Consider the following 26680-nt stretch of genomic DNA (forward strand, 5'->3'; position numbering starts at 1 on the left):
GGGAACCCGTCAGAGGGTCGACGCGTGCGGGTCCCAGTCTGCCGGGAGGGGCTCCGGCGAGGTGGTGGTGGACATAATGGGCCGGAACTCCGAGCGCTCGCCCGACTCCGAGATGGCGGACATGAGCTCCAGCACGTGGAAGGCCAGCTCGCCCGAGGCGCGGTGCGGTGTGCCCGACCGGAGCGACCTGGCCAGGTCGAGCACGCCGATGCCGCGCCCGGCCGTGGTGCCGGAGACCGGCAGCTCGCGCCAGTCCGTGTCGTGCAGCCCTCGGGCCAGCAGGGGGCCCTCGAAGGTGTTGGGGTCCGGGAGCGACAGGGCGCCCTCGGAGCCGATGACCTCGATCACCCGGCGGTTGATCGGCGAGTCGAAGCTGAAGGTGGCGGCGGCGGTGGCCGTCCCGGGGAAGTCGAGCAGCGCGTTGACGTGCGTCGGCACGTCCACCGGGAAGACCTTGCCCTCCTTGGGCCCCGAGCCGACGACGCGGTGCACGCGCGCCCTGCGCGTGCCGGCCGCCACCCGGGTGACGGGGCCGAGCAGGGACACCAGGGCGGTCAGGTAGTACGGGCCCAGGTCGAAGAGCGGGCCGCCGCCCGGCTGGTAGAAGAACTCGGGGTTGGGATGCCAGGACTCGGGCCCGAGGCTCTGCGTGGCCGCCGTGACGGCGACCGGCTCGCCGATGAGGCCGGAGCGCAGGGCGTGCAGGGCCGACTGGAGCCCTGCTCCTAAGAAGGTGTCGGGCGCGCCGCCCACCCGCAGGCCGAGGTTGGCGGCCTCGGTCACGATCTTGGTTGCCTCGTCCACGTTCATGGCCAGCGGCTTCTCGCCGTACACGTGCTTGCCGGCGCGCAGCGACTCCAGCGCGACGGCCGCGTGCGCGGACGGGATGGTGAGGTTGATGACGATCTCGACCTCGGGCACCGCCAGGACGGTGCCGAGGGCGCCCGACACGGGCACGCCGTGCTCGGCCGCGACCGCGGCGGCCCGCTCGGTGTCGATGTCCGCGACGCCGAGCACGCGTACGTCGGGGAAGGCTGTGAGGTTGCGAAGGTACTGGCCACTGATGTTCCCGGCGCCGGCCAGGGCGACGCCGACGGGGCCGTTGCTCAAGAGCTCTCCAGGGAGGTGAGGTAGGCGTGGCTGTCCGCGAGAGCGGCGAAAATGTCGGTCGCGCACTCGTCGAGCTCGACGATGCGCCAGGCGTCGGGGGCGGCGGCGAGGATCTCGGGCACGGTCATGACGCCCCTGCCCACCGCGGTGTGCGGCTCGCCCTTGACCACCGGCCCGTCCTTGACGTGCAGCGCCAGTACGCGCTCCCCCAAGCGGCCGAGCAGGGCGGGCACGTCGGCGCCGCCCACCGCCGCCCAGTACGTGTCGATCTCCAGGAAGACCTCGGGAGCGAGCAGGTCGGCCAGCGCCTCGAGGGCGGGCCGGCCGTCGATCTCCGGCTCGATCTCCCACCAGTGGTTGTGGTAACCGAGCCGCATCCCGTGCCGCGCCGCCTGCTCGGCCAGGCCGTTCAGCAGGTCGGCCGTGCGCGAGAGGCCGTCGCGCGTGGTGAACTCCTCGTGCGCGATGCCGCCGGGGATGATCACCAGGTCGGTGCCGATCGTGGCGATGGCGTCGAAGACCTCGGCGGGCTCCTTGCTCAGCAGCGCGTACGCGTGCGTGCTCGACACGCTGAGCCCCAGGTCGTCGACCACCTCGCGGAAGCCCTTGGGATCGGCCGTGGGATCGTAGGGCTCCACGGACTGGTAGCCGATCTCCGCGATCTGGCTCAGCACCGTGTCGCGGTCGGCCGCCAGTGCCTCCCTGACGGTGTAGAGCTGGACACTGATGGGTTTCGTCATCCGCGTACCCCCAGGAGGTGCTCGAGTGCGAGCTGGTTGAGCCGGGTGAAGTGGAAGCCACGGGCGGCCGCCACCTCCGGGTCGAAGTCGTCCTTGGCCAGCTCGGCCCAGGTCTCGCCCGGCGCCAGCGTAGGCTGCGCGAGCTCGTCCACGCGGGAGGCACGCAGGGCCTCCTGCACCTCGGGGTCGGCGCGGAAGACCCGCGACTTCTCCTTGAGGATCAGGTAGGTGCGCATGTTCGCCGCGGCCGAGTCCCACACGTCATCGGGGTCATCGGTACGCAGCGGCTTGTAGTCGAAGACGAGCGGGCCGTCGTAGCCATGGGACTCCAGCAGGTCCACCAGGAAGAACGCGCTCTTCACATCGCCGTGTCCGAAGATCAGGTCCTGGTCGTACTTCGGGCCGTGCTGGCCGTTGAGGTCGATGTGGAAGAGCTTGCCGTGCCACAGTGCCTGGGCGATGCCGTGCACGAAGTTGAGCCCGGCCATCTGCTCATGGCCGACCTCGGGGTTGACGCCCACCCTCTCGGGGTGCTCCAGCTCGTTGATCAGAGCCAGGGCGTGGCCGATCGTGGGCAGGAGGATGTCGCCGCGGGGCTCGTTCGGCTTGGGCTCGATGGCGAAGCGGATGTCGTAGCCCTTGTCGATGACGTACTGGCAGAGGAGGTCCAGGGCCTCCTTGTAGCGGTCCATCGCGGCCTTGACGTCCTTGGCGGCGTCGGACTCGGCGCCCTCGCGCCCGCCCCAGCACACGTACGTCTTCGCGCCGAGCGAGGCGGCCAGGTCGAGGTTGCGCATGACCTTGCGCAGGGCGTAGCGGCGCACGTCGCGGTCGTTGCTGGTGAAGGCGCCGTCTTTGAACACCGGGTGGGTGAACAGGTTCGTGGTGGCCGCAGGGACCTTCATGCCGGTCTCGTCCAGGGCCTTCCTGAAGGCGGCGATGGCCTTGTCCCGGTCGGGCTCGACGGCGAGCAGGTCGTCGTCGTGGAAGCTGACGCCGTGGGCACCCAGCTGGGCCAGGCGGTGCACGGTCTCCACCGGGTCGAGAGCGGGGCGGGAGGCGTCGCCGAACGGGTCGCGCGCCTGCCAGCCGACCGTCCACAGGCCGAAGGTGAAGCGGTCGTCAGGGGTCGGGGTGAATGCTGACATTCGGGTGCGCTCCTCAGGATTAGTCCATAATCTGTACATAATCCTGAGGAGGTGGGCATGGCGGCGTCAAGAGGGGTCCGGCATGATTCCATGCGCGCCCGTAACCTGGCCGTGGTACTGGGCGCCATCCACCGATCAGGACCGCACACCAGGGCGGCGCTCGCTGAGCTGACGGGGCTCACCAAGACCACCGTGTCCAGCCTGGTCTCCGACCTGCTGGAGGCGGGGGTGGTGACCGAGAACGGGGCAGTGCGAGGCGGCGAGCGGGGGCGGCCGGGGGTGGCGGTGAGCCTGAGCGGGCACCGGGTGGCCACGCTGGGGCTGGAGATCAACATCGACTACCTGGCCGCGTGCGTCGTCGATCTCACCCGGGCCGTGCGGCTGCGCCGTACGCGGCGGGCCGACAACCGCAATTCCGACCCGGCGGACATCCTCGAGAGCCTGCGCGACCTCGTGAAGGAGACGACGGCCGAGGCCGAGCAGGCCGGGCTGCGGATCATCGGCGCGGCGCTCGCGGTGCCCGGCACGGTCGAGGGCGAGGTGCTGCGTAACGCGCCGCACCTCGGCTGGCGGGACGTACGCGTGCCGGACCTGGTCGGCCTGCCGTTCGCGATCGACAACGAGGCGAACCTGGCGGCGCTCGGCGAGCTCTGGTTCGGCTCGCGGGCGACGGACTTCCTCTACGTGTCCGGCGAGATCGGCATCGGGGCCGGGCTCGTGGTGGGCGGGACGGTGTTCAGGGGCACGTTCGGGCTGGCGGGCGAGCTGGGCCACGTCGTCGTCGTGCCCGACGGGCCGGCGTGCCGGTGCGGCGGCCGGGGCTGCCTGGAGGTGTACGCCGGGCAGGACGCCCTGCTCGGCGCGCTGTCCTCGGTCACCTCACTGGTCGAGCGGCTGGAGTCGGGTGACCGGCGGGCGCTGGAGGCGTGCGAGCGGGCCGGGCACGCCCTCGGGGTGGCACTCACCTCGGCCGTCCACCTCCTCGACCCCGGCAGGATCGTGCTGGGCGGGATCTACGCGCCGCTGTTCCCATGGCTCGAAGGGCCGGTGGCGGAGGGGCTGGGGGCCCGGCTGGGGCAGATGCGCGGCACGCCGCCCGCCCTGGTGGTGTCGGAGATCGGCGCGGACGCGGCCGTGCTGGGTGCGGCGGGGCTGATCATCCAGCAGGTCATCGCCGAGCCCGCCCAGATCCTCGGCCTCTAGGCCCGGCCTGCCTGGTGGACGGAGCCCCGCCGGCTGCCCCGTCTCTAGCCGTCGGCGGCCGCCTCCAGCCCCTGGACGTCGATCTTCCGCATGCCGAGCATGGCCTGCATGGCCCGCTGGGCCCTGGCCGGGTCGGGGTCAGTGAGCAGCTCCTGGAGCCGGTGCGGGATGATCTGCCAGGACAGGCCGTACTTGTCCTTCAGCCAGCCGCACTGTGACTCCTCCCCGCCCTCGGTGAGCTTCGCCCACAGCTCGTCGACCTCCTCCTGCGAGTCGCAGTCGACGTAGAGCGAGATGGCCTCGGTGAACTTGAACTGCGGCCCGCCGTTCAGCGCGACGAACCCCTGCCCGGCCAGCTCGAACGTGACGACCATGGCCGTCCCGGCGGGGCCGGGCCCAGCCTCGCCGTAGCGCTGGACGCCCAGGATGCGGGAGTCCTTGAAGAGCGAGGTGTAGAACGCGGCGGCCTCCTCGGCCTGGTTGTCGAACCAGAGGTACGTGGTGATCTTCTGCATGGCGTTTCCTCCCTACGAGTACTTTCACCAACGCGTCGAACTCGCCCGGACCGGATCGACAGACCAGACATCGGATTTTCATCTTTTTTGGCGGGCGTGCTCCTGCTCGTAGGCTGGAAGAGGAGCAGCACGCGCACCCGGGGGGTGAGCCTGATGAGGCTTCACAACGTGTGTTCCGCGGCCACCGCGACGGCCGCGATGACGGCCGCGCTCGTCGCCGGCGCACCGGGGGAAGCGGGGCAGTGCACCCCTCCGCCGCTGCCCGGCAAGGTGGTGGAGGTGAAGCTGACCGACAGGGCCTCGGGGCCGATGGGTCTGACGGTGACCCCGGCCAAGGTTCCGGGGGGCACCGTGTCGTTCCGTGCGTCCAACACGGGCACCCTGGTTCACGAACTGGTCGTGTTGCCGCTCGCGAACGGGCAGGTCGTCGGGAAGCAGCCGGTGGGGTCCGATGCTCGCGTGAGCGAGACGGGCATGCTCGGTGAGGCGTCGCGCGACTGCGGAGGGGGCGAGGGCGATGGCATCGCGCCTGGCTCCATGGGCTGGGTGACGCTGAAGCTGAACCCCGGACGGTACGAGCTGCTGTGTAACTTTCCCGGGCATTACGCCTCGGGCATGCACGCGTCGTTCGACGTCACCAAGTGATGCGTGACCGGCCCTGACGCGTCACAGCAGTTCGGCGTCGTGCACCAGGATGGCGGCCTGGACGCGGTTGGCCAGGCCGAGCTTGGCCAGCACGCTGCTCACATGCGCCTTCACCGTGGCCTCCGACAGCGCCAGCTCACGGCCGATCTCGGCGTTGGACAGCCCGCGGGCCAGCGCGCGTACGACGTCCTCCTCGCGGCCGGTCAGCGCGGCCAGCTTGCGGCGGGCGGCCTCGGCGCGTGACGGCACCCGTTCGACGAAGGCGCCGATCAACCGCTTGGTGACCGTGGGGGACAGCATGGCCTGGCCCGCCGCCACCGTACGGACCCCGGCCACCAGCTCCCTGGGCCGGGTGTCCTTGAGCAGGAAACCCACCGCGCCCAAGCGGAGCGCCTCATGGACGTACTCGTCCAGATCGAACGTGGTCAGCATGATCACCTTCGGCGCGTCCGGATCGGCCAGGATGCGGCGGGCGGCGTCCAGCCCGTCCGAGCCGGGCATCCGCACGTCCATCAGCACCACATGCGGCCGGAGCCGGGCCACGGCGCTCACGGCCTCGTCTCCGTCGCGCGCCTCGCCGACCACGACGATGTCGCCGGAGCTCTCCAGGATCATGCGCAGCCCAGACCGCACCAGCGCCTCGTCGTCGACCACCAGGACCCGGATCATGCCGACGGGATCCTGGCCAGGACGCGGAACCCGGCACCCGGCACCGGAGCGGCGTCCAGCGAGCCGCCGGCCAGCTCCACGCGCTCCCGGAGGCCGAGCAGCCCCCAGCCGGAGCCGGGCAGCGCTTCGCCGCCGTCGGCCGGCCGGTCGTTGCGCACCTCCACTTCGACCTTCGCGGGCAGGTAGCGGATGAACACTTCAGCGGGGGCCCGGCCCGCGTGCTTGTGCACATTGGTGAGCGCCTCCTGGACCACGCGGTAGGCGGTCCGCTCGACGGTCTCGCCCACCGGCCTGGCCTCGCCCTCGTCGTGCCGGGTCACCGGGGTGCCCAGCGAGCGCGTCTGGTCCAGCAGCCGGTCCAGGTCGGCCAGCGTCGGCTGCGGGCTCAGCGCCTCCGTCCCGGCATCCTGTGCATCCCGGGTGCGCAGGATGCCCAGGACGTCACGCAGGTCGGCCAGCGCCTCCCGTCCGATGTCCCCGATCAGCGTGGCCGTCTCGGCCGTGCCCTCGTCGTCCGTCCTCAGTTCCAGTGCTCCGGCGTGCAGGACGATCAGCGAGACGCGGTGCGCCACGACGTCGTGCATCTCCCTGGCGATACGCGCGCGCTCCTGCGTCCTGGCCTGCTCGGCGCGCATCACCTGCTCGCGCTCGAGCTGCTCCACCCGTTCGCGTTTGGCCCGCACCCACAGCCCGGCCAGCAGCGGCAGCGCGACGACCAGAGCCGCCCACATCAGGGCGTTGGGCAGGGTCCCGCCCACCAGCGCACGGTATCCGCCGGCCGCGGCGGACACCCCGGTGGCCCCGGCGCAGGCGAGCACGGCCAGCGCGAGAAAGCGCCGCGGCCGCCCCCGCGCCCCCGCGTAGTAGGAGGCCGCGAACAGCGCGGGCCACATCATCAACCAGACGTAGGCCACGGCGCCCACCACCGCCAACGGCCAGAACCAGCGGCGCGCCAGCGCCGCTGCGGCTCCAGCCGCGAGCGCCACCGGCATCAGCACGGGTGCGGCGAGCGTCGACGCGACGCCGACCTGCCCGAGAACCGACATCATCGACAGGGCGAACACCGCCACTCCGAGCAGCCACGGGGCGTGGCGATCGATGAGCCGCAGGCCGTTTGTCATTGTCACAGGCTATGCCGACGGCCGGGGCGGGCATCCCCTACGAAAGTCGGGGGTGGCGATCGACGTTCGCCGCGGGCCAGGCGGCAGCGACCGGGTCCAGAGTGAACCGCATGCTGAAAGCGATCATTGCCCTTTCCCTGGCGGCCGTGCCCGGCGCCGCCGTCGGTGATGCCAGACCGCACCTGCCCGCGCCCACCGGCGAGCAGCCGGTCGGCCAGACCACCCTGCACCTGGTCAACTCCAGCCGTCCCGACCCGTGGAACCCCGAGGCGGACAAGCGCGAGCTGCTGGTGTCGCTCTGGTACCCGGCCAGGAAGGCCACCGGCAAGGCCGCGCCGTACCTGACACCGGCCGAGTCCGCGCTGATCTTGAAGGACCTGCCGGTCGAGCAGAAGGAGATCCTCGCCTCCACCAGGACCTACGCCAAGGTACGCGCGCCGATCACCAAGGGCCGCCACCCCCTGGTCGTCATGTCACCCGGCTTCTCCTGGCCGAGGGCCACGCTGACCTCGCTCGCCGAGGACTTCGCCAGCCGCGGCTACCTCGTCGCCGCGATCGAGCACACCTACGAGTCCGTCGCCACCACCTTCCCCGACGGGCGCACCACCACCTGCCTGGCCTGTGTCAAGGGCCAGGACCAGGCCAAGGTCGCCGCGGTCCGCGTGGCCGACGTCCGCTTCACGCTGAACCAGCTGACCAAGGGCCGCTGGGGCAAGGCCATCGACCCGTCGCGGATCGCCATGGTGGGCTACTCGGCGGGCGGCAACAGCACGGCACACGCCCTGCAGGCGGACAAGCGCCTCAAGGCAGGCGTCAACCTGGATGGCACCTTCAAGCCATACGCGCCCGCGTTGAAGCAGCCCTTCCTCCTCGTCGGCAATCCGACATCGCACGAGCCGACGGGCAAGGACGAGAGCTGGCCGCAGTCGTGGGCCAACCTCGCCGGGTGGAAGCGCTGGCTGACCTTCGCGGGGAGCAACCACGCCTCGTTCGGTGACTACGGCGTGCTCCAGCCACAGCTCGGGTTGCCGGGAGCCGAGCTCGACGGGGTGCGCGGAGTGGAGCTCACCCGCAAGTACGTCGGCGCCTTCCTGGACCTGCACCTGCTGGGCCGCAAGACGTCGGTGCTCGACCAGCCGGACGACCCGGAGGTACGCCGCTGGCCGTGACGGGGCGGCCGAGCTGCTTCCAGGCCGCCCTCCTGGCTGTGAGCCCCGGGGTGCAGGTTCCTGCACCCCGGCATGCAACTTCTCCGTCTCCCGCGCCCGAGGCTGAGGCCGACATGCTGAACGCATGGACCGATTCGACGTCATCGACACCTGCACCCGCCTGGCCTGGCACGCCGACCAGCGGGAATGGGAGCAACTGGCCGAGGTGTTCGCCGACAAGGTGAGGCTGGACTACACCAGCCTCAACGGCGGCGAGCCCATCACCCTCACCCCAGCCCAGATCATCGACGGCTGGCAGCCCGCGCTCGGCGCCTACACGGCAACCCAGCACCTGGTCGGCAACCACCTGGTCACCCTCGACGGCGACACCGCGGTGTGCACCGCCTCCGTCCAGGCCACCCACCGCAAGAGCGACGACACCTTGTGGACGCTGGGCGGCACCTACCGCTTCGACCTGGTACGCGCCGGGGACGGCTGGCGGATCAGCGGCGTGGTGATGACCGCCCTCTGGAGCGACGGCACCCGATGAGGTCGCTCGACATCACCGACGGATTGCTCACCAAAGCCACCTTGGAGTACGCATGAACAAGATCACCTTTGACAGTGACGGCGTGACTTTGACCGGCAACCTGTTCCTGCCCGAGGGCGTGGAGCAGGCGCCTGGCGTGGTCGTGGCGGGCACCTGGACCAGCGTCAAGGAGCTGATGGCCGACCGCTACGCCCAGCGCCTGGCCGAACGCGGGTATGCGGCCCTGTCCTTCGACTTCACCGGCTTCGGCGAGTCCGGCGGCGAGCCGCGCGACGTGGAGAACCCGGCGCGCAAGGTCCGCGACATCCACCATGCCCTCAGCTTCCTGGCCACCCATCCGGCGGTGGAGGGCGACCGGCTGGGCGCGCTGGGCATCTGCGCGGCCGCGATGTACATGGCCGACAACGCCGCCCACGACCCCCGGGTGAAGTCCCTGGCTCTGGTCGCCCCGTGGCTGCACGACGCCGCCATCTGCGAGCAGGCGTACGGCGGCGCGCAGGCGGTGGCCGAGAAGATCAAGATCGGGCGCGAGGCCAGGTCGCGGTATGACGAGACCGGCGAGATCGACTACGTCCCCGTCGTCAGCGCCACCGACGCACGCGCGGCCATGCCGTACGACATCGACTTCTACCTCAACCCCGCCCGCGGCGGCATCCCCGCCTGGCCCAACCGGTTCGCCGTCATGGCCTGGCCCGACTGGCTCACCTACGACTCCATCGCCCTCGCCCCGCAGATCACCCAGCCCACCCTGCTCGTGCACAGCGAAGACGCAGCCATCCCCGACGGCGCCCGCCGCTTCCACGCCGGGCTGGCCGGACCCAAGGACATCTACTGGAGCCAGGGCACCCAGTTCGACTTCTACGACACCGAACCCCAGGTCACCGTCGCCGTCGACACCGTGGCCGCGCACTTCGGCAGGACGCTGCGATGATCCTCGTCACCGGAGCCACCGGAAACGTCGGCGGCGAGGTCGTGCACGCGCTCGCCCGCGCCGGACAGCCCGTGCGCGCGCTGGTCCGCGAACCCGCCGACCTGCCGGTCGAGCAGGCCGTCGGCGACCTGGACCAGCCGGGCTCGCTCGCCGCCGCCCTCGACGGCATCCGCGGAGTGTTCCTGCTGCCCGGCTACCGCGACATGCCAGGCCTGCTCGCCCAGCTGCGGCAGGCCGGGGTGGAACGGGTGGTGCTGCTGTCCAGCCTGGCCACGGTGTCCACGGACACCCGCAACGCCGTCTCGCAGTACATGATCCGCTCGGAGACGGCAGTGCGCGAGTCCGGGCTGGACTGGACGTTCCTGCGGCCCAACGCGTTCATGTCCAACGCGCTGCGCTGGCTGCCGCAGCTGCGCGCGGGCGATGTCGTCGCGGACGCCTTCGGTGACGTGCCGATCGCCTCCGTCGACCCCTACGACATCGCCGCCGTGGCCGTCCGCGCCCTGCTCGATCCCGGCCACGAGGGACGCATCTACCCGCTCAGCGGGCCTGAACGGCTGCTACCGGCGCAGCGGCTGGCCGTACTGGCCGACGTGCTCGGCCGTGACCTGCGCTTCCACGCCTTGTCGGATGAGGAGGCCAGGGCCGACATGGTCGGCCGGGTGCCGGAGGAGTACATCCGAGCCTTCTTCAGCTTCTACAGCGACAGGACCTTGGACGAGTCCCAGATCTATCCCACCGTGGAGAAGGTGACCGGGACACCGCCGCGCACCTTCCGCCAGTGGGCCCTCGCCCATCGCGCGGCCTTCGCCAGGGACGCAGGCCCGGCATAGAACGCTGCTGGTACGGCAGGCATCGAGCGGGTCTGCTAGGTTCCATTCCGGATGTTCTGCTTCCGGATTGCGGGGGATAGGGTGAAGCCCGACACAAGCCCCACGGCACGGGCGTTGCTGGCCCTCGAGCTCGTCCAGGGCACCCCGGGCATCACCGCGGACCGGCTCGCCGACAAGCTCGGCGTCTCGGAACGGGCCGCCCGGCGGTACGTCGAGATCCTCCGTGAGGCCGGCATCCCGATCGAGTCCGTCCGAGGGCCCTACGGCGGTTACCGCCTCGGCCGCGGCCTGCGGCTGCCACCCTTGATGTTCAGCGCCGCCGAGGCCCTCGGCCTGGTCATGGCGGTGCTCGACGGCCACCACCAGGCCGGCGATCCCACCGACCTGGTCGGCAGCGCACTCGGCAAGATCGTTCGGGCACTTCCTGAGCCGGTGGCCGCCCAGGTCGAGGCCGTCCGCCGGACCACGGCGCCCGCCCCCGACCGCGCCGCCGCCCGGCCTGACCCCGACACCACGAACGCCCTCGTACAGGCCTGCTCGAACCACCGGCGGGTGCGGCTCGACTACCGCTCCGAGGCCGGGTCCGAGTGGGTCATCGAGGCCGAACCGTGGGCCGTCGTCGTCCGCCACGGCCGGTGGTACCTGCTGTGCCGGAACCACACCGCGGACGCCCGCCGTGCCTACCGGATCGACCGGGTCCGCGGAGTGGAGGTGCTCGACGACACCTTCAACCCACCCGCCGACCTCGATCCGGTCGCCACGCTCGAGGAGCATCTCGCCGTCGGATGGGAGTACGACGTCGAGGTCGTCATCGACGCCCCCGTCGACGCCGTGGCCCGTTGCCTGCCTCGCGCCCTCGGACGGCTCCAGCCGCTCGATACCGGGACCACCCGCCTGGTCGGCAGCACCGGCAATCCGGTGTGGTACGCCGAGCAACTCGCCGCGATCCGGGCGCCGTACCGGATCGTGAAGTGCCCCGAGCTCCGGCAGGCCGCACGCGTCCTCGGGCAGCGGCTGCTGGCGGCCGCTGCAGAAGAAACGGGGTAGGCCGCGGCTGGACCCTCAACGGAAGCCGCGGAAAACCCCGTCGGCGTCGGCGTTGTCGGCGAACTCGAAGAAGTCCATGTTGGCGATGGAGAGATTGCTGTGGATATCGGGAAGTTCGGCCGGGATGACGCGGAACGCCCGGCCGCGCTCCTCCACGAGGTCGACGACCAGCACCGGCATCTCCGCCGACTCGAGGGCGGCGCTGTCGACGACGACGAGGATCGGGTCGGTGTAGCCGCTCGGCAACAGCCCGAGGAGCTGATCGGGCGTGAGGTCCGCGTGGGTGGCGTCGTCGACGACCGCCACCTCGTCCTGGAACTCCTCGACGAAGCTCTCCTCGCCCGTCACACCGAGCGCCGCCCTGACGGCCTGCCACGCGTCGGGATCGGAGAATCCGGTGCGGACCACGAGCAGGGCGTCTGCCTCCGGCAGCATGGTCACTGGCACTTGCCCTTGAGCCAGGCGCTGAACTGGGGCGTGTAGTCGGTGGCCACCCGCTTGGCGCCGCTCTCGAGCGCCGCCTTCCACGCGTTCTCGTTCAGCGTCCACGAGGGAGGCGGCTCCTCCCACTTGGTGACCTCCGGCCAGATGGGCCCGCCACTCAGCACCTGCGTCATGCCGGCGGCGCTCACCCGTGTCTTGAGCTCGGCGGCGAGCCCGCTGTCGTGGGAGTACAGGATGATCTCCTGCGACCGGTGGTTCTCCTTGACGGGGTCGAGCACCTCGGCCCAGGCCCGCGACTTGATCGTGGCGTTGGAGCTGAGCAGCGACTGCCGGGCCTCCGGCTTGATCTCGACCAGACCGACCATGCCGGCGGTCTTCATCGCGGCCAGCCAGGTGTTGTGCCACATGACGGCCTTGGTGCCGTCCTTGGTGAGCTGCAGATCAGCCTCGACACCCGACGCGCCCCAGGACTTGTATTTCCGGATGGCCGTGGGGTTGTTCGGCTGGCGTACCTGATCCCTCTCCCAGGCGTTGGCGCCGGTGGGGTAGCCGCCGTGCCCGAAGATCTGCGGGCACGCAGGCAGCGCGGCGGACGGAGAGGTGAGTAATGAGGCCAGCATCAATGCGGCGAGGGGGGCTGCCAAGACTCACACCTTTCGATCTTGTCGTCGCCCGCACTCTGCCATATCCGGCGGGATCGCCGCCGGGGGATGCTGCTTTACTTCGGGAAACCGCCGGTCCTGCTCCAGCGCAGCGTGGATGACCCGTTTCTGAAGGTGATCTCCTTCCCGTCGTCGCGCGCCGAGATCCGCTCCCAGCCGTCGAAGCTTCTCGTCAGGTGGTGGTCCCACGTGCGCAGGCTGCCCACGCCCACGGCCGCGATGGACTCCTGTGGCGGTTCGCCGTCCGAACAGTAGACGCCGAAGTCCGCCGTGGCCGTGACGGTTTCGGCGAAGGCCCGCAGTTCGATCCCCTGGCACGCTTCGGTCGTCGTGCCGTAGATCAGGCGCGGCCTCGTCCATCCGCCGGCCTGCGGGCTGAAGTGCTGTTCGTAGAGGCCCTTGCCGCGCCGATAGTGCATGGCCACCCGCCGCCCGTCGTCCAGCTCGACCATGGCGTTGTACGGGTCTCCTGTGCCGTTCCAAGAAATGTCGCTCTTGCGTAGTTCGTAGGAATAGTCCTTCGACGCCTTCGCAGGAGTGGTGGTGGTCGGTTCGGGCGCCGATGGGGCAGGACTCGCCCGCGTGATCGCCGGTTCTTGACCGCCGCACGCCGCCACCGTCACGAACAGCAGCATTCCGGCCAGCGCCTGCGGATGCTTCATACGCATACGTAGCCTCCCGTTGTCGTCTGACATGATCTCAGCGGCTTCGGTCGCGGGGCGCGCGCCCGGCGGGAAACGCTCGGGAAACGCGGCTTTGCGTTGGGTGGCCTCGCATCCGCACGAGGCAAGGAGCCTGGCATGACCCTGACCGACGATCTCCCCTTCGCCCTCACCTTCGACTACACCGGCATGAACGTCTACGTCACCGGCGGCGCTCCAAGGCGATAGCCGGGGGCGACCGGTAAGGCCTGATCGGCTCCTCCAGCCCGCCTGGCAAGCGGCCCGGACATCGTCCGGTGTGCAGCGCGAACCGGGTGGGCGAGCACACCGGCGCGGCCGAATAGCCGTTGGTGAACCGCACGCTCCTCCGGCGAGCGCGTCTCTTCTGCTTACCCCTCTCATGTGCTGCCCTTTCCGAAATTTCTGCGTCAAGGGCCTGAGTGTTGCGGAGCCGCTGCTGTTATCGGCCGTCCGTCGGCTCGGCTGCGTTGAACGCGCGCCGGTATGCCGAGGGCGATGTGCGCATCGCCTTGACGAAATGGGAACGGTATGTGATCGGGCTTTTGAAGCCCACGGTGCGGGCGATCTCCTCCACCGGCGTGGTGGTCTTCTCCAGCAGCGGCAGGCTGGCCTGGATGCGCTGGTTGATCAGCCACCGGGTGGGGCTGGTCCCGGTGCGTCGCGCGAAGTGACGCAGGTAGGTACGGGTGGACATGTGCGCGCGGCGTGCCAGGGTGTCGATGCTGATTTCCAGCCGCAGGTTGGCCAGTGCCCACGTCATGGTCTGGGAGACCTGGTCGTCGTCGAGGTCGTCGGGCACCGGTGTCTCGATGAACTGCGCCTGACCGCCGTCGCGGTGCGGTGGGATGACGAGCCGCCGGGCCACCGTGTTGGCCACGCTCGGCCCGTGGTCGCGACGTACCAGGTGCAGGCACAGATCCAGCCCCGCCGCGCTACCGGCACTGGTGAGCACCGCCCCGTCGTCGATGTAGAGCACGTCGGGGTTCACCCGCACGAGCGGAAAACGGCGGCGTAGCAGGTCGGCGTACTGCCAGTGGGTGGTCGCCGGGCGGTGGTCCAGCAGGCCGGCGGCGGCCAGCGCGAACGCGCCCGAGCAGATGGAGACGACGCGCGCGCCCCGGTCGTGGGCCAGCCGCAGCGCGGCGACCAGCTGGGGGGAGCACGCGCCCCGCACGTCGGGGACACCGGGCACGATCACTGTCTGGGCCGAGGCGAAGACATCCAGGCCGTACGGCGTGTCGACGGTCGCGCCACCCACGATGCGCAGCGGACCCGGGCGCTCGGCGCACACCTTCAGGTCGTACCAGGGCACGTCCAGCTCCGGCCGCGGCAGCCCGAAGACCTCGGTGACGATCCCGGTCTCGAAGGGCGACATGCCCTCATACGCGAGCACCGCGACCGTCCGGCGGCCGTTCCCGGGAATCTGCATGGCGAGATCCTATCGATCAGCGACATTCATGCCACTGTTGCACAACGGCGTCGCTCCACGACCATCGACGTCATGTCCGCTGTTCTCTTCACCGCTCCCGCTCGGCCCGACGAGGCCGTCGCACACTTCGCCGCACGCCTGGCCTTCGAGACCGACGTGTCCGACGTGCACGCCGACCTGGAGGCAGGCGTGCCTGGACTGGTCGTGGTCGACTCCCGCAGCACCGAGTCCTGGGAACAGGGCCACCTGCCCGGCGCCGTCCACCTGCCGACCGCGCAGGTCGCCGAGCGGGCGGCCCTCGTCGTCCCGCGTGACGCGGTCGTCGTCACCTACTGCTGGGGACCGGGTTGCAACGGCGCGACCAGGGCCGCGCTGGCCTTCGCGCGCCTGGGTTACCGGGTCAAGGAAATGATCGGCGGTTATGAGTACTGGGTGCGCGAGGGCTTCCCGGTGCAGTCGGCGGCTGGACGCGTCGTCCGGCCCGCCGACCCGCTGACCGCCCCGGTCTCGGCAGTGGCGTGCGGGTGCTGAAAGGGCCGCCTCGACCTGCCCAGCTGCGCACCCCCGCTGGTCGGCACGCTGCGGCGCGTCGCCCGGGCACCGGAGCTGATCGGCTTCTGACCGGCGGTGACCCTTCCGGCGCCGCCGCCCGGGCTCGGCGGCTTCCAGGCGGAGGCCGGACCCAGGGCCCCGATGTCCGCTCGCCGGGGCGTCGAGGCGCCCCTCTGCGGCGTGGCTCAGGATTCGGATCGCAGCAGCTCGGCGGCCTCCTGGTAGGCCTGGGCGGCGCGGTCGAAGTAGTCGAAGAGGAGGTCGCGCTGCTCGGCTGAGTAGCCGGCGATGATCTCGCCGACCTTCTGCCGGGCGGGGGCCATGACCTGGTCGAGCCCGGCGGGTTTGCCGATCGGTTCGACGATCACCTTGCGGCGGTCGCCGGGCTCGGGAACGCGGCGGACGTAGCCGGCCTCCTCCAGCCGGTCGATGAGCCGGGTGGTCGGCCCGGTGGTCAGCCCGGTGCGTGCGCCCAGCTCGCCGGGGGTCATCGGGCCGGCCAGCTCCAGGATGTTCAGCGCGTACAGATCCGTCGCGCCCAGGCCGCACGCCTTGGCGCTGGCATGGCCGTGCAGCAGCATCGCGCTGAGGTATCGGCGGTAGGTACGGCTGGCGTCCGCCTGCGTCTGCGGAGTTGACACATGATCCCCCAGTGCCTAATCTCTTCCTTAACGAAGAGAAATCTTCAAGGAACAAACTTCTTCCTTGAAGTTATCATGAGAGGGGCGCCACCATGAACACCACCACCACCGACCTCGCTGCCATCCACACCGTCCTCCAGAGCAGTCAGGACGCCTGGAACCGCGGCGACGGCGCGGCCTACGGCGCCTGCTTCACCGACGACGCCACCGATGTCACCTTCGTCGGCACCGTCTACCACGGCGGCGCTGAGATCGGCCGCGCCCACCAGGCCCTGTTCGACAGCTTCCTCAAAGGCACCAAGCTCGTCATGGAGATCGTCGACATCCGCCGCTACGGCGCCGATGTCGCCGTCGTCCTCACCCGCGGCGAGGTCGCCAAGGGCACCCCCAAGAAACTCGGCAAGCTCGCCACCTACACCCTCGTCCGCGACACCGACGGCCACTGGCGCATCGCCGCCGTGCAGAAGACCAAGCACCAGGCCCTCATGGAGGCCGTCTCCTTCAAGTTCCAGCCCGCCACCAAGCCCGCCGCCCACTGACCACCGGCAACCGGAAGACCACCCCATGACCTCCATCGCCGTCATCGGCGCGGCGGGACGCACCGGGCGAATCATCGTCGAGCAGGCCCTGGCCGCCGGCCACCGCGTCACCGCGATCGCCCGCCGTCCGCAAGCCCTCCCTGCCGCCCGGCCCCGGCTCACCCTGCACACCGCCGACGCCCAGATCCCCGGCTCGCTCCAGGGACTGCTCGACGACCACGACGCAGTGATCTCCGCGCTCGGCGCCACCGGCCGCGGACCCACCACCGTCTACTCCGCGGGCACCTCCGAGATCGTCTCCGCCCTCAAGCCCGGCGCCCGGCTCCTCGTCCTCTCCTCGGCCGGGCTCGGCGTCCCCGCCGACGCCGGACCCGGCACCCGCCTGGCCGCCCGCCTCCTGCACCACCTCATGCGGCACACCTACACCGACATGACCCGCATGGAGGACCAACTCACGGCCAGCGGCCTGACCTGGACAGCCGTACGCCCCACCAGGCTCACCGACCATCCGGCCACCGGCCACCCCCGCGTCTCCATCGGCGCCGCCGCCAAGGTCGGCCCCCAGACCTCCCGCGCCGATCTGGCCGCTTTCGTCCTGCACGCGATCGACGACCCCAGCACCCACCGCACCGCCGTCGCCATCTCCTCCTGAGCACGGACCAGGCCCGGCGATCACCCCCTCGGCCGGCCGTCCTCCCCGGTCATGACCATGACGCTACGCAGCAGGCCCTCCGGTGGACAGGGTCCTTCGGCCCTTGCCTGACCGGCCTCCGGCCCCGCTGCGGACGGGCGCGAGCGCCAGCTCACTGTCGAGGTCGAGACGTGGGACATCGAGGGCTGGGCACGTTCGACGTCACCGCCCGTTTGTTGGCACATGACCGGTAAGTGTCCGGTCGCGGCCCTGGGAAAGCCCCGCGCCGGCGAGGCACGGTTGTGCGGTACCAGCACACACCCAGGAGGTTGATGTGGAGCAACGCGTCATCGGGTTCCTGTCCGATGTCGGCGCCGCCGACGAGGCTGTCTCGCTGTGCAAGGGGCTGATGCTGACGATCTGCCCACAGGCGCGGATCGTCGACATCACGCACCAGGTTCCCCCGTTCGACGTACGGGAGGGCGCGCTGTGCCTCGCGAACGTCCCCGAGTTCTTCCCGGCTGGCGCGATCATCGCCGCCTATGTCTACCCGGAGACCGGCACCGAAACCCGCACCGTAGTGGTGCGAAACGAGAAGGACCAGCTGCTGGTCGCGCCGAACAACGGGCTGCTGACGCTCGCCCTGCAGGACGTGCCCGCGGTGGCGGCCCACGAGGTCACCAACCCGGCCGCGATGGCCGAGACGGTCACCGCCACCTGGTACGGGCGGGACATCGTCGCCGCGTGTGCCGCTCGCCTCGCCGCCGGGTTCCCGCTGGGCGACGTCGGCCGGACGCTTCCGGTCGGCGACCTCGCGCGCCTGCCTTTCACCCAGCCGGTCGCTGAGGGCGGCGTGGTGCGCGGCGAGATCGTGCGGATCGACAAGGCGTTCGGAAACGTGTGGACGAACATCCCCGCCGGGCTGCTGGGCAACACCGACAAGCTGGCCGGTCGCAAGGTACGCGTGCGGACCGCGACGTTCGACGCGGAGTGGCCGTTCCTGTCGACGTTCGGCGAGGTCGAGCTCGGCTCGGAGCTGGTCTACCTGAACAGCCGTGGCTCCCTTGCCCTGGGCCTCAACCAGGGCAGCTTCTCCGGCCGCTGGGGCGTCGTACCGGGTACGCCGCTGACCGTCGAAGTGGTGTAAGGAAACCCGCGGTGGAGGTCCACATCCTCGCGCCGACCGTGCTGAACCCGGCGGTCGGCAAGGGCGGGACGACACTGTACCGGTCCGTCGCCGTCGCCGCTGGGCGGCACGCGCCGACCACCGTCTACGAGATCGCGCCGCCTCTGCCCGCCGGCTCGCCCCGGTGGGCTGGTGGCGGGGTGTCCGTGGTACGTCGCGACACCCCCGCGGAGGTACGCGCCGAGCTGTACCGGCGGGTGGGACCCGGGGACACGGTCCTGAAGTGGGCCGGGGCTCTCGGCGGCGGCGGTGAGGGCGACTGGGCGGCGGACCTGTGGGTCGGCGAGTTGGCATCCACAGTGGACGGAGTGCGCTGCTGGTATCTGGACGCGGACGCCCCGTTCCGGCTGCCGCTCCTGAATGGGCGCCACCATCTCGGTCCGGCGCTGCGCGCCTTCGACGGGGTACTGCTGTTCGCCGGCGGTCAGCGGGCGGTCGACGGCTATGCGGCACTCGCCGGGCCCGGGGCCGTCGTGCGGCACCTGTCGCCGGCGATGTTCGCCGTGTCGCTGATGGACGTGCCCGCCCCGCCGCCGGTCGAGTCGGACCTGCTGGTGACCGTCGCGGCGGCCTCGGCGCGAGAGGACCGAGTGGCGGCCGCCGTGCGGAGCTGGCTCGCCGCCGACCCCGGCCTGGCGCTGACCCTGGTCGGGGATTGGCCGGAATCGAGCCCGCTCCCGAACGTCCGCACGCACGGGCTGATGGACCCGGCCGAGCTGTTCCGCCGCTATCAGGCGAGCCGGTTCACGCTCAACACGCTGCGCGGCGAGTTCGCCGGCTGGACCGACACGGCGGCGGCCCGGATCTTCGAGGCGGCGCTGGCCGGATCGGTGCTGGTCACCGAGGCGTTCCCGGGACTCGACCGGTACCTGACGCCCGGCCAGGAGTGTGTGGTCGCTGAGCTTCCTGACGTACCGGCGGCGATCCACATGCCGGAGGCGCGCCGCGCCGCCATGGCCGAACGGGCCAGGCGGCGCGTGGAGGAGGCCGCGGCGGCGGTGGAGAAGGAATTCACCGCCGTCATCCAGACCACCCCACCGCGTCCCGCCCGCCCGGCGCCGTCGTTCCGCCCGGCCGATCCCGCGACGGTGACCGTGCTTCCGGGGGTCAGCGCCGCGTTCGTCGCGCGATTGCGGGAGCGGCTACCCGCCGCCCGGTTCGTGCCGGCCGATGGCGAGGCGCTGGTCATCACGACTGCCGCGAAGAACCGGGTCGACGACGAGCTACGCGCGGTCGGCAGGACCGCCGACGTGGTTTACGTCGAGGTCACCGACCGGGTCTCGGCGCTCGGCACGCGGTGGATTCCCGGCCGGGACCGCACGCTCGACGACGACGACCGATGGCCCTGGATCAGCTAGACGCTCGGGTTAGGAGAACTGCGGATGCTTCGGCATGTGGTCATGTTTCGGTGGCGGGACGACGCCACCGATGAACGGATCGACGCCTTCCTCGGCGGACTGCGCGAGTTGCTCGCCGCCGACCCGTACGTGCGGGCGCACGCCTTCGGCGTGGACGGCGGCAAGGACCCGGACAACTACGACTTCGCTCTCGTCGCGGACTTCGACAGCTACGACGACTACCTCGCCTACGAGGCGACACCGGCGCACGACGCCTTCGTCGCGCGGTACGCGAGCCATGTCGTCGGGCAGCGGACGGCGGTGCAGCACCCGTTCCGGGAGCCGACGTGAGGCGCACACCGCTCGTCGCGGCGGTCCTCGCGGCGCAGTTCCTCGGGCTGGTCGACGGGCTTATCGTCAGCATCGGCGTGCCCGCCATGTCGGCTGATGTCGGGCTCGACGCCGACGACGCGCACTGGGTACTCAACGCCTATTCGGTCGCGTTCGCCGGGCTACTGCCACTGGGCGGCAAGTCCGCCGACCTGTGGGGGCGCCGCCGCGTCTTTCTGACCGGCCAGGCGCTGCTGCTCGCCGGGTCGCTGCTGGGCGCATTGGCGACCACACCGGCGATGCTGCTCGGCGCCCGCATCGTACAGGCTGTCGGCGCCGGGATCGGCACCCCGGCCGGCATCGCGCAGCTCGCGGACAGTTTCCCCCACTCGCGCGAGCGGTCCCGGGTGTTCGGCCTGCTGGCCATGGGCGGCGGCGTCGGATGGGTCAGCGCCGGGCTGCTCGGCGGACTGCTCGTCGCGTACCTCGGCTGGCCGTCCGTGTTCTGGGTCAACGTGCCGATCTGCCTGCTCGCCATCACGCTGGCATTGCTCGCCTTCCCGCGCCGGACCGCCGGCACGACCAGCGCGACGATGGACTGGAAGGGCGCGGTACTGCTGGTCGCGGCGCTCGCGCTGTTCGTGCATACCGCTGGTCAGGTTGGGCGGACGGGGCCGCTGTCGCCATCAACACTCGCCGGCGCCGCCGTCGCCGCGCTGCTCGCCGTCGCGTTCGCGGTGGCCACCCGCCGGGCCCGCGAACCGTTGCTCCGCCTGGCGTTGCTGCGCCGCGGCGGGGTGCCGGTCGCGGCTGTGCTCGGCCTGGCGCTGCCGGTGGGGTTCGTGTCCACGCAATTCCTCGGCAGCTTGTACCTGCAACAGGTGCTCGACCTCTCCGCCGACCACGCCGGGTACGTGTTCCTGGCGCTGGCCTCGATGCCACTGCTCGTCACACCGCTGGTCAGCGCGAAGTTCCAGCGGTTCGGGTTCGCCCGTTCGGTCGGGGCCGGATTCGCGTTGGCCGCGGCGGGACTCGGGGCGATCGTCGCGGCGGTGCTCGCCGGACCGCCGCTGCCGCTGGTCATCGCGGGGTTCGTCTGCGTGGGCGTCGGCGTGACCGTGGTCTACGTACCGCTGACGGTCGCATCGGTCGCCGGGATCGACGAGGCCGACAACGGCTCGGCGACCTCGATCTTCTCCACGTCGCACCAGATCGGTGGCTCGATCGCGTTGGCAATCCTGTCGTCGGTCGCACTCGCCGCCGGCGGCCTGCACTCCGCGCGGGGCCTCGCCGCCGGATTCGCAACCGCGGGTGGGCTCCTCGCACTGGCCGCACTCGGCGCGCTTCTTCTGTTGCGCCGGCTCGACACCACCCAGGAGGACCAGGAATGCCAGGAATCCACCACTACGGGCTGACGGTCGCGGACGTCGACCGGTCGGTGCACTTCTACCGCGCGCTGTGGCCGGACGCCGAGGTGTCGCCGATCGAGCCGGGCGACGACCCGCGGCCCGCCCGCCTTGTCGCCGTGCCCGACGCGGGACTGCGCGGTGCCATGCTCACCGCCCCCGGCGGCGTCGCGCTGGAGATCCTGAAGTACGCAAGTGCCCAGGGCCGGCGGCTCGACACCCGCCCGTGCGACGTGCCCACCACGCACCTCGCGATCGCGGTGGACGACCTCGACGCCGCGGCCCGTGCGGTGGCCCAGGCCGGTGGGCGCGCCGTCGGTGCTCCAGTCGACTTCGAGGCGGGCCGCTACCAGTACTGCGCCGACCCGGACGGCCACTTCATCGAACTCATCGAGCCGGCTCAGGAGGACCAATGACGGACGTGTCAGCGGACGTCGGCATCATCGGCGGCTCAGGCCTCTACGCGTTCTTCGACGGCGCGCGGGAGTACCCTGTGCGAACCCCGTACGGGCCACCCAGCGAGGCGGTCACGGTGGGCCGGGTCGGGGGACGCACGGTCGCTTTCCTGCCGCGGCACGGACGCGACCACCGGTACCCACCGCACCGCATCCCGTACCGGGCCAACATATGGGCCCTGCACGCGCTGGGCGTCCGCCAGATCATCGCCCCGTGCGCGGTCGGCGGGCTGCAGCCGCACCTGCGCGCCGGCAGCCTCGTCGTGCCCGACCAGGTGGTGGACCGCACGACGGGCCGCGAGCAGACGTTCTACGACCGCGGCGCGGTGCACGTACCGTTCGCCGACCCGTACTGCCCGGTGGGGCGTTCGGCGGTCCTCAGGGCGGCCGGCACCTCGGGCGGGTTCACCGGCGAGGCGGTCGTCGACGGCGGGACCATGGTGGTCATCGAGGGCGCCCGGTTCTCCAGCCGGGCGGAGTCGCGATGGTACGCCGAGCAGGGCTGGTCGCTCGTGAACATGACCGGGCTGCCGGAGGCCGCGCTCGCTCGCGAGAAGGCGCTCTGCTACACCGCCATCTCCCTGGTGACCGACCGCGACGCCGGTGTGCGGGGCGAGGCCGGGGTCAGCCAGGACGAGGTCTTCCGGGTCTTCGCCGAGAACACCACCCGGCTGCGGACCGTCCTGGCCGCCGCGGTCGAGGCGCTGCCGGTCGAGCGGAGCTGCCCGTGCGCGGACGCGCTGGACGGCATCAAGATGCCCGAGGAGGATGGGTGATGGCAGCGGACACCCTTGTCGTCGTACTGTGCCGACCGCCGGCCAGCAGCGAAAGCAAGACCCGGCTGGTCGCCGACGTCGGCGCCGCCGCGGCCCGCGACGCGTACGAACACTGCCTGCGCCACGCCCTGCGCGCGGCCGCCGCGGCCACCGCGCGTGTGCGGGTGTCGGTCGCGGGCAGGCCGCTGGAGCTCGCCGGCCTCACCGCCACCTGCGCGCCCGAGGCGGAGCTCGTTCGACAGCATGACGGGCCGTTCGCGCGGCGGCAGGCCGAGGAGATCCGCCGCGGCCTCGCCGACGGGTACCGCCGGGTCGCGTTCATGGCCTCGGACCTGCCGACGGTACGCCCGGAGGAGATCGACTGGGCTCTGTCGGCGCCCGACGGCCGGGTCCGGGTCGCCCCCTCCCAGGACGGCGGCTACGCGATTCTCGGCACCGGCGTCGAGCTGCCTGAGCTGGTCTCGACGCCGATGAGCCGCGGCGACACCCGGCAGTTGCTCGTGACGGCTGTCCGCCGCTCCGGCCGGCACGTCGACGTGGCGCCGTTCGAGGTACCGAACATCAACCACGGATCGGATCTGCACTACCTGGCGAGTATCGGAGGGCGGGCATGATGAGCGACAACGGCAACGCACTGCGGGTCGGGCTGGTCGGCTGCGGGCCGCGCGCGGTTGGGCACGCCCAAGCACTCGCGGCGTCGACGGCCTGCCGGCTGGCCGCCTGCGCCGACATCGACGCGGACCGTGGCGCCGAGTTCGGGCGACGGTTCGCTGTGCCGCACGTCTACCCCAGCGTCGCGGCGATGCTGCGCGACCGCCCCGTGGACCTCCTCGTGGTGGCGACGCCGGCGGCCGTACGGCGACCCGTGGTCGACGACGCCCTCACCGCCGGCACGCCCCCACGCGGCATCCTGGTCGAGAAGCCGATCGCGGTACGTGCCGAGGAGGGGTACCGCATCCTCAACGACTGCCGGGACGCCGGCGTGGCCCTCTTCGGCAACCACCAGCTGCGGTACTTCCCACCGCTGCGCCGATTCCGGGACGAGATCGCCTCCGGGACCATCGGCCGGATACGGCTGATCCGTGCGGCCACGAAGTGGTCGATCCTGGAGCACGGCTCGCACCTGCTCGACCTCGTCGGGTTCCTGTTCGGCGACACGCTCGTCGCCGACCGCGTCCTGGCGCAGGCGGTCGGCTGGGCGGACGACGGCCGCCTGCCACCGGCGCCCCACCACACAGCCGGCATCGCCATCTTCCACGAAGGGCCCCGCCTGTACTTCGAATGCGGCCGCGACGCGCCGACCTGGCCGGGCAGCACGAACCCCTGGCACCAGGCCGGGATCGAGCTGATCGGCACCGACGGCGCGGCCGGCTGGAGCCTCAACCGCGGCTGGTGGTGTGCCGGCAGCGCAGGCACCCGGGAAGAGCGCTACCAGCACGAGACTCATGACGACCCGGCCCAGGCGGCGCTCTTCGACAGCATCGCCGCGGCCCTGGGCGACCCGGCAGCCACGGCCGCCCACCCGGCGGGCGCGGTTCGCACCGCCTGGTCGTTCCAGATCATCATGGCCGCCCTGCGTGCCGCCGCCGCCGGGACCTGGGTCGAGGCAGCCCAGCCGGTCGCCGACCACGACCTGAAGGCGCTCCCCGAGAGGGCCGTGGCTTGACGGCCCAACGGTGGCGCGCCGTCGGCTGGGGCGCGGCCGCCTGCACGGCGGCGGCCGTCGGGCTGCTCGGCGCCGCCGGCACCCCCGTGGCACGGTCGATGCCGGGTGCCGCAGAGCCGATCACCCGGCTCCTCGCGGCGGTCGCGGTGACGGTCGCCGTCTGTCACCTCTGCGGCGCCCTGGCCACGCGCCTACGCCAACCGGCCGTGGTCGGCGAGATCGCAGGTGGCCTGCTGCTCGGCCCGTCGCTGCTCGGTCTGGCCTGGCCGAGCGCGAGCCGCTGGCTCTTCGACGGGGTCGCCGGCCGCGAGCTGGTGGCCCAACTCGGCCTCGTGATGTTCATGTTCTTCATCGGCCGGGAGCTTTCTCTCGGCGCGCACACGTTGCCACCCCGGGCCATAGGCAAAGGGGCCGTCGGCTCGATCGGTCTGCCGGTTGTCGCCGGCATGGCCGTCGCCGTCCCGATATACCCGACGCTGGCTGGCCCGGCGGCCGACCGTTTCGAGTTCGTGGTGTTCTTCGGCCTCGCCATCGCGGTGACCGCGCTGCCCGTCCTCGCCCGCGTCCTGGCGGACACCGGAACGGCCGGCAGCATCCCGGGCCGGCTGGCCCTCACCTGCGCCGCGGTCGGCGATGGCCTGAGCTGGTCCGTGCTGACGCTGTTGCTGATGGTCTCGGCCTCCGGATCGGTACGGCAGCTGGCCATGACTGTGTCGCTGATCGCCTGTACCGCGCTGCTGACCGTGCTCGGCGCCCGGCCGGCGCTCCTCCGGCTCGTCGAACGGCTTGCCCCGACGACGGGCATGCTGTCGACGCTGCTGGTCGTGGGCGCTACCGGGTTCGCCGCGGTCACGCAGCTGATCGGCCTGCACGCGGCGATCGGCGCCTTCGTGTTCGGTGCGATCCTGCCCCGGCAGGCACCCGCAGTCGACCGGGCCGCCAACCGGTTGCACGACTTCACCGGCGCTGTACTGCTGCCGCTCTTCTTCGCCGGTGCCGGCCTGCACACCGACCTGCGCGCGGTGGGCGTGGATCCTGGTCAATTGTGGCTCTTCGGGGTGCTGCTCGTGGTGGCCAGCGTCCCGAAGCTCGCAGGTGGTGCTCTCTCCGCCCGCCGCATCGGCCTGTCCCCACGCGACGCGCTGTGCTTCGGTGCCCTGATGAACTGCCGCGGTGTGACCGAGATCGTCATCGCCACGATCGGCATCCAACACGGGTTGATCAACGAGGTGGGATTCACGATGCTGGTCCTGCTCGCGCTGCTGACGACCGCGACGACGGCACCGCTGGTCCGCCTGCTGTCAAAACCCAGCCGACTGGGGAACGGTCCGCGGGAGGGCGCCCGCCGCGGTCCGGCGGGCGATGACGGCGAGGGCATCCGTACCGACAGGTCCCGTAAGGCCGCTTGACGGGCTGGTCGCCCGTAGATTCCCAGGCGCTTCGTCTGAGCCCTCCGCTCGGGTCCGTGCGACCGAAACCCCCAAGAGCAACAACCTCGTCACCCACCTGAGGGTCACCACGCGACGATCCTGACCGCCGATCATGTCCTGAACCCGTCAACCAGCTCCTGAAACCGTCAAGTCAGTGCTGTCGAACGCGAGCGGTTCGCCGTGGCGCCGGTCCAGGTTCCGAAGCTGATCGCATCGGTGGCGTAGGCCCTGATTGCGTATTTGACGAATCCAGGGAAAGGCGTGGGATTCAGATCGATCCGAGCGGCAATACTACAGATCGCAATCAAGCATCACAATCTGTGATTGAGGTGGAAGCCATGCGCAAGACGATCATTGTGGCTGCGGCCGTCGCCGTTGTCGCCGCTCTGTCGGTAGCGGGCCGGATGGCCCTTCGGGACGGGTCACGTACCTCCAAAGGCCGCTCTTGACGCCAACCTGCATGCCGACCAAGGTGTTCGCCCCTGGTCGGAGCCGGACCAAGCGCTCTTGGCGGTCGCCGTGCACGTTGATCCTTCGTCCACTCGCCAACGGCTTGCGCATGTCGGCCCAAATGCTGTGTGCACAGCTCGAAGTCATCGCAGGCCGCAAGTATCGGAGCGTTCCGGCCGCCATTCTGGCCGATGTCACCATCACCATGCGGCAGCGACGGGTATTGCTCGATGTCTACGAGTCATTCCGCAGACAGTGCCCGGCCGATACTCCGCCCGGAGAAGTCCTGTCCACGCCGGGCATGCGCGCGGGCCGGGAGGCGGACGGTAGGTCGCGCGACTGTTCACCGTCTCCCACTTCGTAGCCCACAGCGCCAATGAGGAGCCGGCATCAGCCGTGGGGC

The 26680-nt window shown here is 71.1% G+C and carries 30 protein-coding genes; 19 read left to right on the forward strand and 11 right to left on the reverse strand.

The annotated features are described in order from the left end of the window. Positions 1–9 precede the first annotated feature (9 nt). The 3 genes from ABN273_RS37115 to xylA are packed head-to-tail and all read right to left on the reverse strand — an operon-like array spanning position 10 to position 2998. On the reverse strand, positions 10–1110 hold the full coding sequence (locus tag ABN273_RS37115) for a Gfo/Idh/MocA family protein (RefSeq protein ID WP_349453799.1): 1101 nt from the start codon (positions 1108–1110) through the stop codon (positions 10–12). Further along, the gene (locus ABN273_RS37120; protein WP_349453800.1) at positions 1107–1850 is read right to left on the reverse strand and encodes a sugar phosphate isomerase/epimerase family protein; all 744 of its coding nucleotides are present in this window, start codon (positions 1848–1850) and stop codon (positions 1107–1109) included. The genes ABN273_RS37115 and ABN273_RS37120 overlap by 4 nt, the downstream gene beginning before the upstream one ends. Beyond that, complete coding sequence (gene xylA, locus ABN273_RS37125) at positions 1847–2998, reverse strand: xylose isomerase (protein WP_349453801.1); 1152 nt, start codon at positions 2996–2998, stop codon at positions 1847–1849. The genes ABN273_RS37120 and xylA overlap by 4 nt, the downstream gene beginning before the upstream one ends. Before the next feature lie 57 nt (positions 2999–3055). Here xylA and ABN273_RS37130 point away from each other — a divergent pair, with 57 nt between their 5' ends. Next, positions 3056–4201, forward strand: a complete 1146-nt coding sequence (locus ABN273_RS37130) for an ROK family protein (protein WP_349453802.1) — start codon at positions 3056–3058, stop codon at positions 4199–4201. Positions 4202–4245: 44 nt separating this feature from the next. Here ABN273_RS37130 and ABN273_RS37135 read toward each other — a convergent pair whose 3' ends face one another. Next, positions 4246–4716 (reverse strand): VOC family protein, encoded by a 471-nt coding sequence (locus tag ABN273_RS37135; protein ID WP_349453803.1) that lies wholly within the window; start codon positions 4714–4716, stop codon positions 4246–4248. A 153-nt stretch (positions 4717–4869) separates the two neighbouring features. On the opposite strand from ABN273_RS37135, the gene ABN273_RS37140 reads away from it, so the two are divergent. After that, the gene (locus tag ABN273_RS37140) at positions 4870–5361 is read left to right on the forward strand and encodes a hypothetical protein (protein ID WP_349453804.1); all 492 of its coding nucleotides are present in this window, start codon (positions 4870–4872) and stop codon (positions 5359–5361) included. Between the two features lie 21 nt (positions 5362–5382). Here ABN273_RS37140 and ABN273_RS37145 read toward each other — a convergent pair whose 3' ends face one another. Together ABN273_RS37145 and ABN273_RS37150 are read right to left on the reverse strand one after the other, a co-directional pair. Continuing rightward, on the reverse strand, positions 5383–6030 hold the full coding sequence (locus ABN273_RS37145; RefSeq protein WP_349453805.1) for a response regulator: 648 nt from the start codon (positions 6028–6030) through the stop codon (positions 5383–5385). Beyond that, positions 6027–7151 carry a sensor histidine kinase gene (locus tag ABN273_RS37150; RefSeq protein ID WP_349453806.1) on the reverse strand — a complete coding sequence of 375 codons (1125 nt, stop codon included), beginning with the start codon at positions 7149–7151 and terminating at the stop codon, positions 6027–6029. The genes ABN273_RS37145 and ABN273_RS37150 overlap by 4 nt, the downstream gene beginning before the upstream one ends. 110 nt (positions 7152–7261) lie before the next feature. On the opposite strand from ABN273_RS37150, the gene ABN273_RS37155 reads away from it, so the two are divergent. The 5 genes from ABN273_RS37155 to ABN273_RS37175 all read left to right on the forward strand — a co-directional run bounded on the left by ABN273_RS37155 (position 7262) and on the right by ABN273_RS37175 (position 11660). Further along, a complete protein-coding gene (locus ABN273_RS37155; protein ID WP_349453807.1) occupies positions 7262–8320 on the forward strand; it encodes an alpha/beta hydrolase family protein in 1059 nt (352 codons plus the stop codon). 124 nt (positions 8321–8444) lie between these two features. Next, complete coding sequence (locus tag ABN273_RS37160) at positions 8445–8849, forward strand: nuclear transport factor 2 family protein (RefSeq protein ID WP_349453808.1); 405 nt, start codon at positions 8445–8447, stop codon at positions 8847–8849. A gap of 22 nt (positions 8850–8871) precedes the next feature. Next, complete coding sequence (locus ABN273_RS37165; protein ID WP_502911186.1) at positions 8872–9780, forward strand: alpha/beta hydrolase; 909 nt, start codon at positions 8872–8874, stop codon at positions 9778–9780. Continuing rightward, positions 9777–10613: an NAD(P)H-binding protein gene (locus tag ABN273_RS37170; protein WP_349453810.1), complete on the forward strand. Its 837-nt coding sequence runs from the start codon at positions 9777–9779 to the stop codon at positions 10611–10613. The genes ABN273_RS37165 and ABN273_RS37170 overlap by 4 nt, the downstream gene beginning before the upstream one ends. Before the next feature lie 81 nt (positions 10614–10694). Then, positions 10695–11660, forward strand: coding sequence for a helix-turn-helix transcriptional regulator (locus ABN273_RS37175; protein ID WP_349453811.1), 966 nt, complete (start codon positions 10695–10697; stop codon positions 11658–11660). A 15-nt stretch (positions 11661–11675) separates the two neighbouring features. Here the strand turns inward: ABN273_RS37175 and ABN273_RS37180 are convergent, their stop codons facing one another. The 4 genes from ABN273_RS37180 to ABN273_RS37195 all read right to left on the reverse strand — a co-directional run bounded on the left by ABN273_RS37180 (position 11676) and on the right by ABN273_RS37195 (position 14878). After that, on the reverse strand, positions 11676–12095 hold the full coding sequence (locus ABN273_RS37180) for a DUF6924 domain-containing protein (protein ID WP_502911187.1): 420 nt from the start codon (positions 12093–12095) through the stop codon (positions 11676–11678). 2 nt (positions 12096–12097) lie between these two features. Then, positions 12098–12748 carry a PI-PLC domain-containing protein gene (locus ABN273_RS37185; RefSeq protein WP_349453813.1) on the reverse strand — a complete coding sequence of 217 codons (651 nt, stop codon included), beginning with the start codon at positions 12746–12748 and terminating at the stop codon, positions 12098–12100. Positions 12749–12822: 74 nt separating this feature from the next. Next, positions 12823–13434, reverse strand: coding sequence for a hypothetical protein (locus ABN273_RS37190; RefSeq protein ID WP_349453814.1), 612 nt, complete (start codon positions 13432–13434; stop codon positions 12823–12825). Between the two features lie 454 nt (positions 13435–13888). Then, positions 13889–14878, reverse strand: coding sequence for a helix-turn-helix domain-containing protein (locus ABN273_RS37195; RefSeq protein WP_349453815.1), 990 nt, complete (start codon positions 14876–14878; stop codon positions 13889–13891). A 72-nt stretch (positions 14879–14950) separates the two neighbouring features. Here ABN273_RS37195 and ABN273_RS37200 point away from each other — a divergent pair, with 72 nt between their 5' ends. Further along, positions 14951–15409, forward strand: coding sequence for a rhodanese-like domain-containing protein (locus ABN273_RS37200; RefSeq protein WP_349453816.1), 459 nt, complete (start codon positions 14951–14953; stop codon positions 15407–15409). 206 nt (positions 15410–15615) lie between these two features. Here the strand turns inward: ABN273_RS37200 and ABN273_RS37205 are convergent, their stop codons facing one another. Then, complete coding sequence (locus tag ABN273_RS37205) at positions 15616–16071, reverse strand: MarR family winged helix-turn-helix transcriptional regulator (RefSeq protein ID WP_349453817.1); 456 nt, start codon at positions 16069–16071, stop codon at positions 15616–15618. Between the two features lie 92 nt (positions 16072–16163). Here ABN273_RS37205 and ABN273_RS37210 point away from each other — a divergent pair, with 92 nt between their 5' ends. The 11 genes from ABN273_RS37210 to ABN273_RS37260 all read left to right on the forward strand — a co-directional run bounded on the left by ABN273_RS37210 (position 16164) and on the right by ABN273_RS37260 (position 25806). Further along, complete coding sequence (locus ABN273_RS37210) at positions 16164–16610, forward strand: YybH family protein (RefSeq protein WP_349453818.1); 447 nt, start codon at positions 16164–16166, stop codon at positions 16608–16610. Between the two features lie 25 nt (positions 16611–16635). Beyond that, complete coding sequence (locus tag ABN273_RS37215) at positions 16636–17262, forward strand: NAD(P)-dependent oxidoreductase (RefSeq protein WP_349453819.1); 627 nt, start codon at positions 16636–16638, stop codon at positions 17260–17262. A gap of 313 nt (positions 17263–17575) precedes the next feature. Further along, positions 17576–18388 (forward strand): SAM hydrolase/SAM-dependent halogenase family protein, encoded by an 813-nt coding sequence (locus ABN273_RS37220; RefSeq protein ID WP_349453821.1) that lies wholly within the window; start codon positions 17576–17578, stop codon positions 18386–18388. Positions 18389–18399: 11 nt separating this feature from the next. After that, positions 18400–19785 carry a glycosyltransferase family protein gene (locus tag ABN273_RS37225; protein WP_349453822.1) on the forward strand — a complete coding sequence of 462 codons (1386 nt, stop codon included), beginning with the start codon at positions 18400–18402 and terminating at the stop codon, positions 19783–19785. A gap of 36 nt (positions 19786–19821) precedes the next feature. Continuing rightward, the gene (locus tag ABN273_RS37230) at positions 19822–20115 is read left to right on the forward strand and encodes a Dabb family protein (protein ID WP_349453823.1); all 294 of its coding nucleotides are present in this window, start codon (positions 19822–19824) and stop codon (positions 20113–20115) included. After that, positions 20112–21509 (forward strand): MFS transporter, encoded by a 1398-nt coding sequence (locus tag ABN273_RS37235; protein WP_349453824.1) that lies wholly within the window; start codon positions 20112–20114, stop codon positions 21507–21509. Before ABN273_RS37230 ends, ABN273_RS37235 begins: the two co-directional genes overlap by 4 nt. Then, positions 21482–21916, forward strand: a complete 435-nt coding sequence (locus ABN273_RS37240) for a VOC family protein (RefSeq protein WP_349453825.1) — start codon at positions 21482–21484, stop codon at positions 21914–21916. Before ABN273_RS37235 ends, ABN273_RS37240 begins: the two co-directional genes overlap by 28 nt. Then, entirely contained in the window at positions 21913–22731 is an 819-nt protein-coding gene (locus ABN273_RS37245) for an S-methyl-5'-thioadenosine phosphorylase (protein WP_349453826.1), read from the forward strand. The genes ABN273_RS37240 and ABN273_RS37245 overlap by 4 nt, the downstream gene beginning before the upstream one ends. Next, the gene (locus tag ABN273_RS37250; protein ID WP_349453827.1) at positions 22731–23345 is read left to right on the forward strand and encodes a DUF2064 domain-containing protein; all 615 of its coding nucleotides are present in this window, start codon (positions 22731–22733) and stop codon (positions 23343–23345) included. The genes ABN273_RS37245 and ABN273_RS37250 overlap by 1 nt, the downstream gene beginning before the upstream one ends. Further along, positions 23342–24397 (forward strand): Gfo/Idh/MocA family protein, encoded by a 1056-nt coding sequence (locus tag ABN273_RS37255; protein ID WP_349453828.1) that lies wholly within the window; start codon positions 23342–23344, stop codon positions 24395–24397. Before ABN273_RS37250 ends, ABN273_RS37255 begins: the two co-directional genes overlap by 4 nt. Continuing rightward, the gene (locus ABN273_RS37260) at positions 24394–25806 is read left to right on the forward strand and encodes a cation:proton antiporter (RefSeq protein ID WP_349453829.1); all 1413 of its coding nucleotides are present in this window, start codon (positions 24394–24396) and stop codon (positions 25804–25806) included. The genes ABN273_RS37255 and ABN273_RS37260 overlap by 4 nt, the downstream gene beginning before the upstream one ends. The last annotated feature ends 874 nt before the right edge of the window (positions 25807–26680 follow it).

Origin of the sequence: Nonomuraea sp. B19D2, from assembly GCF_040137845.1 — a bacterium.
Taxonomy (GTDB): domain Bacteria; phylum Actinomycetota; class Actinomycetes; order Streptosporangiales; family Streptosporangiaceae; genus Nonomuraea.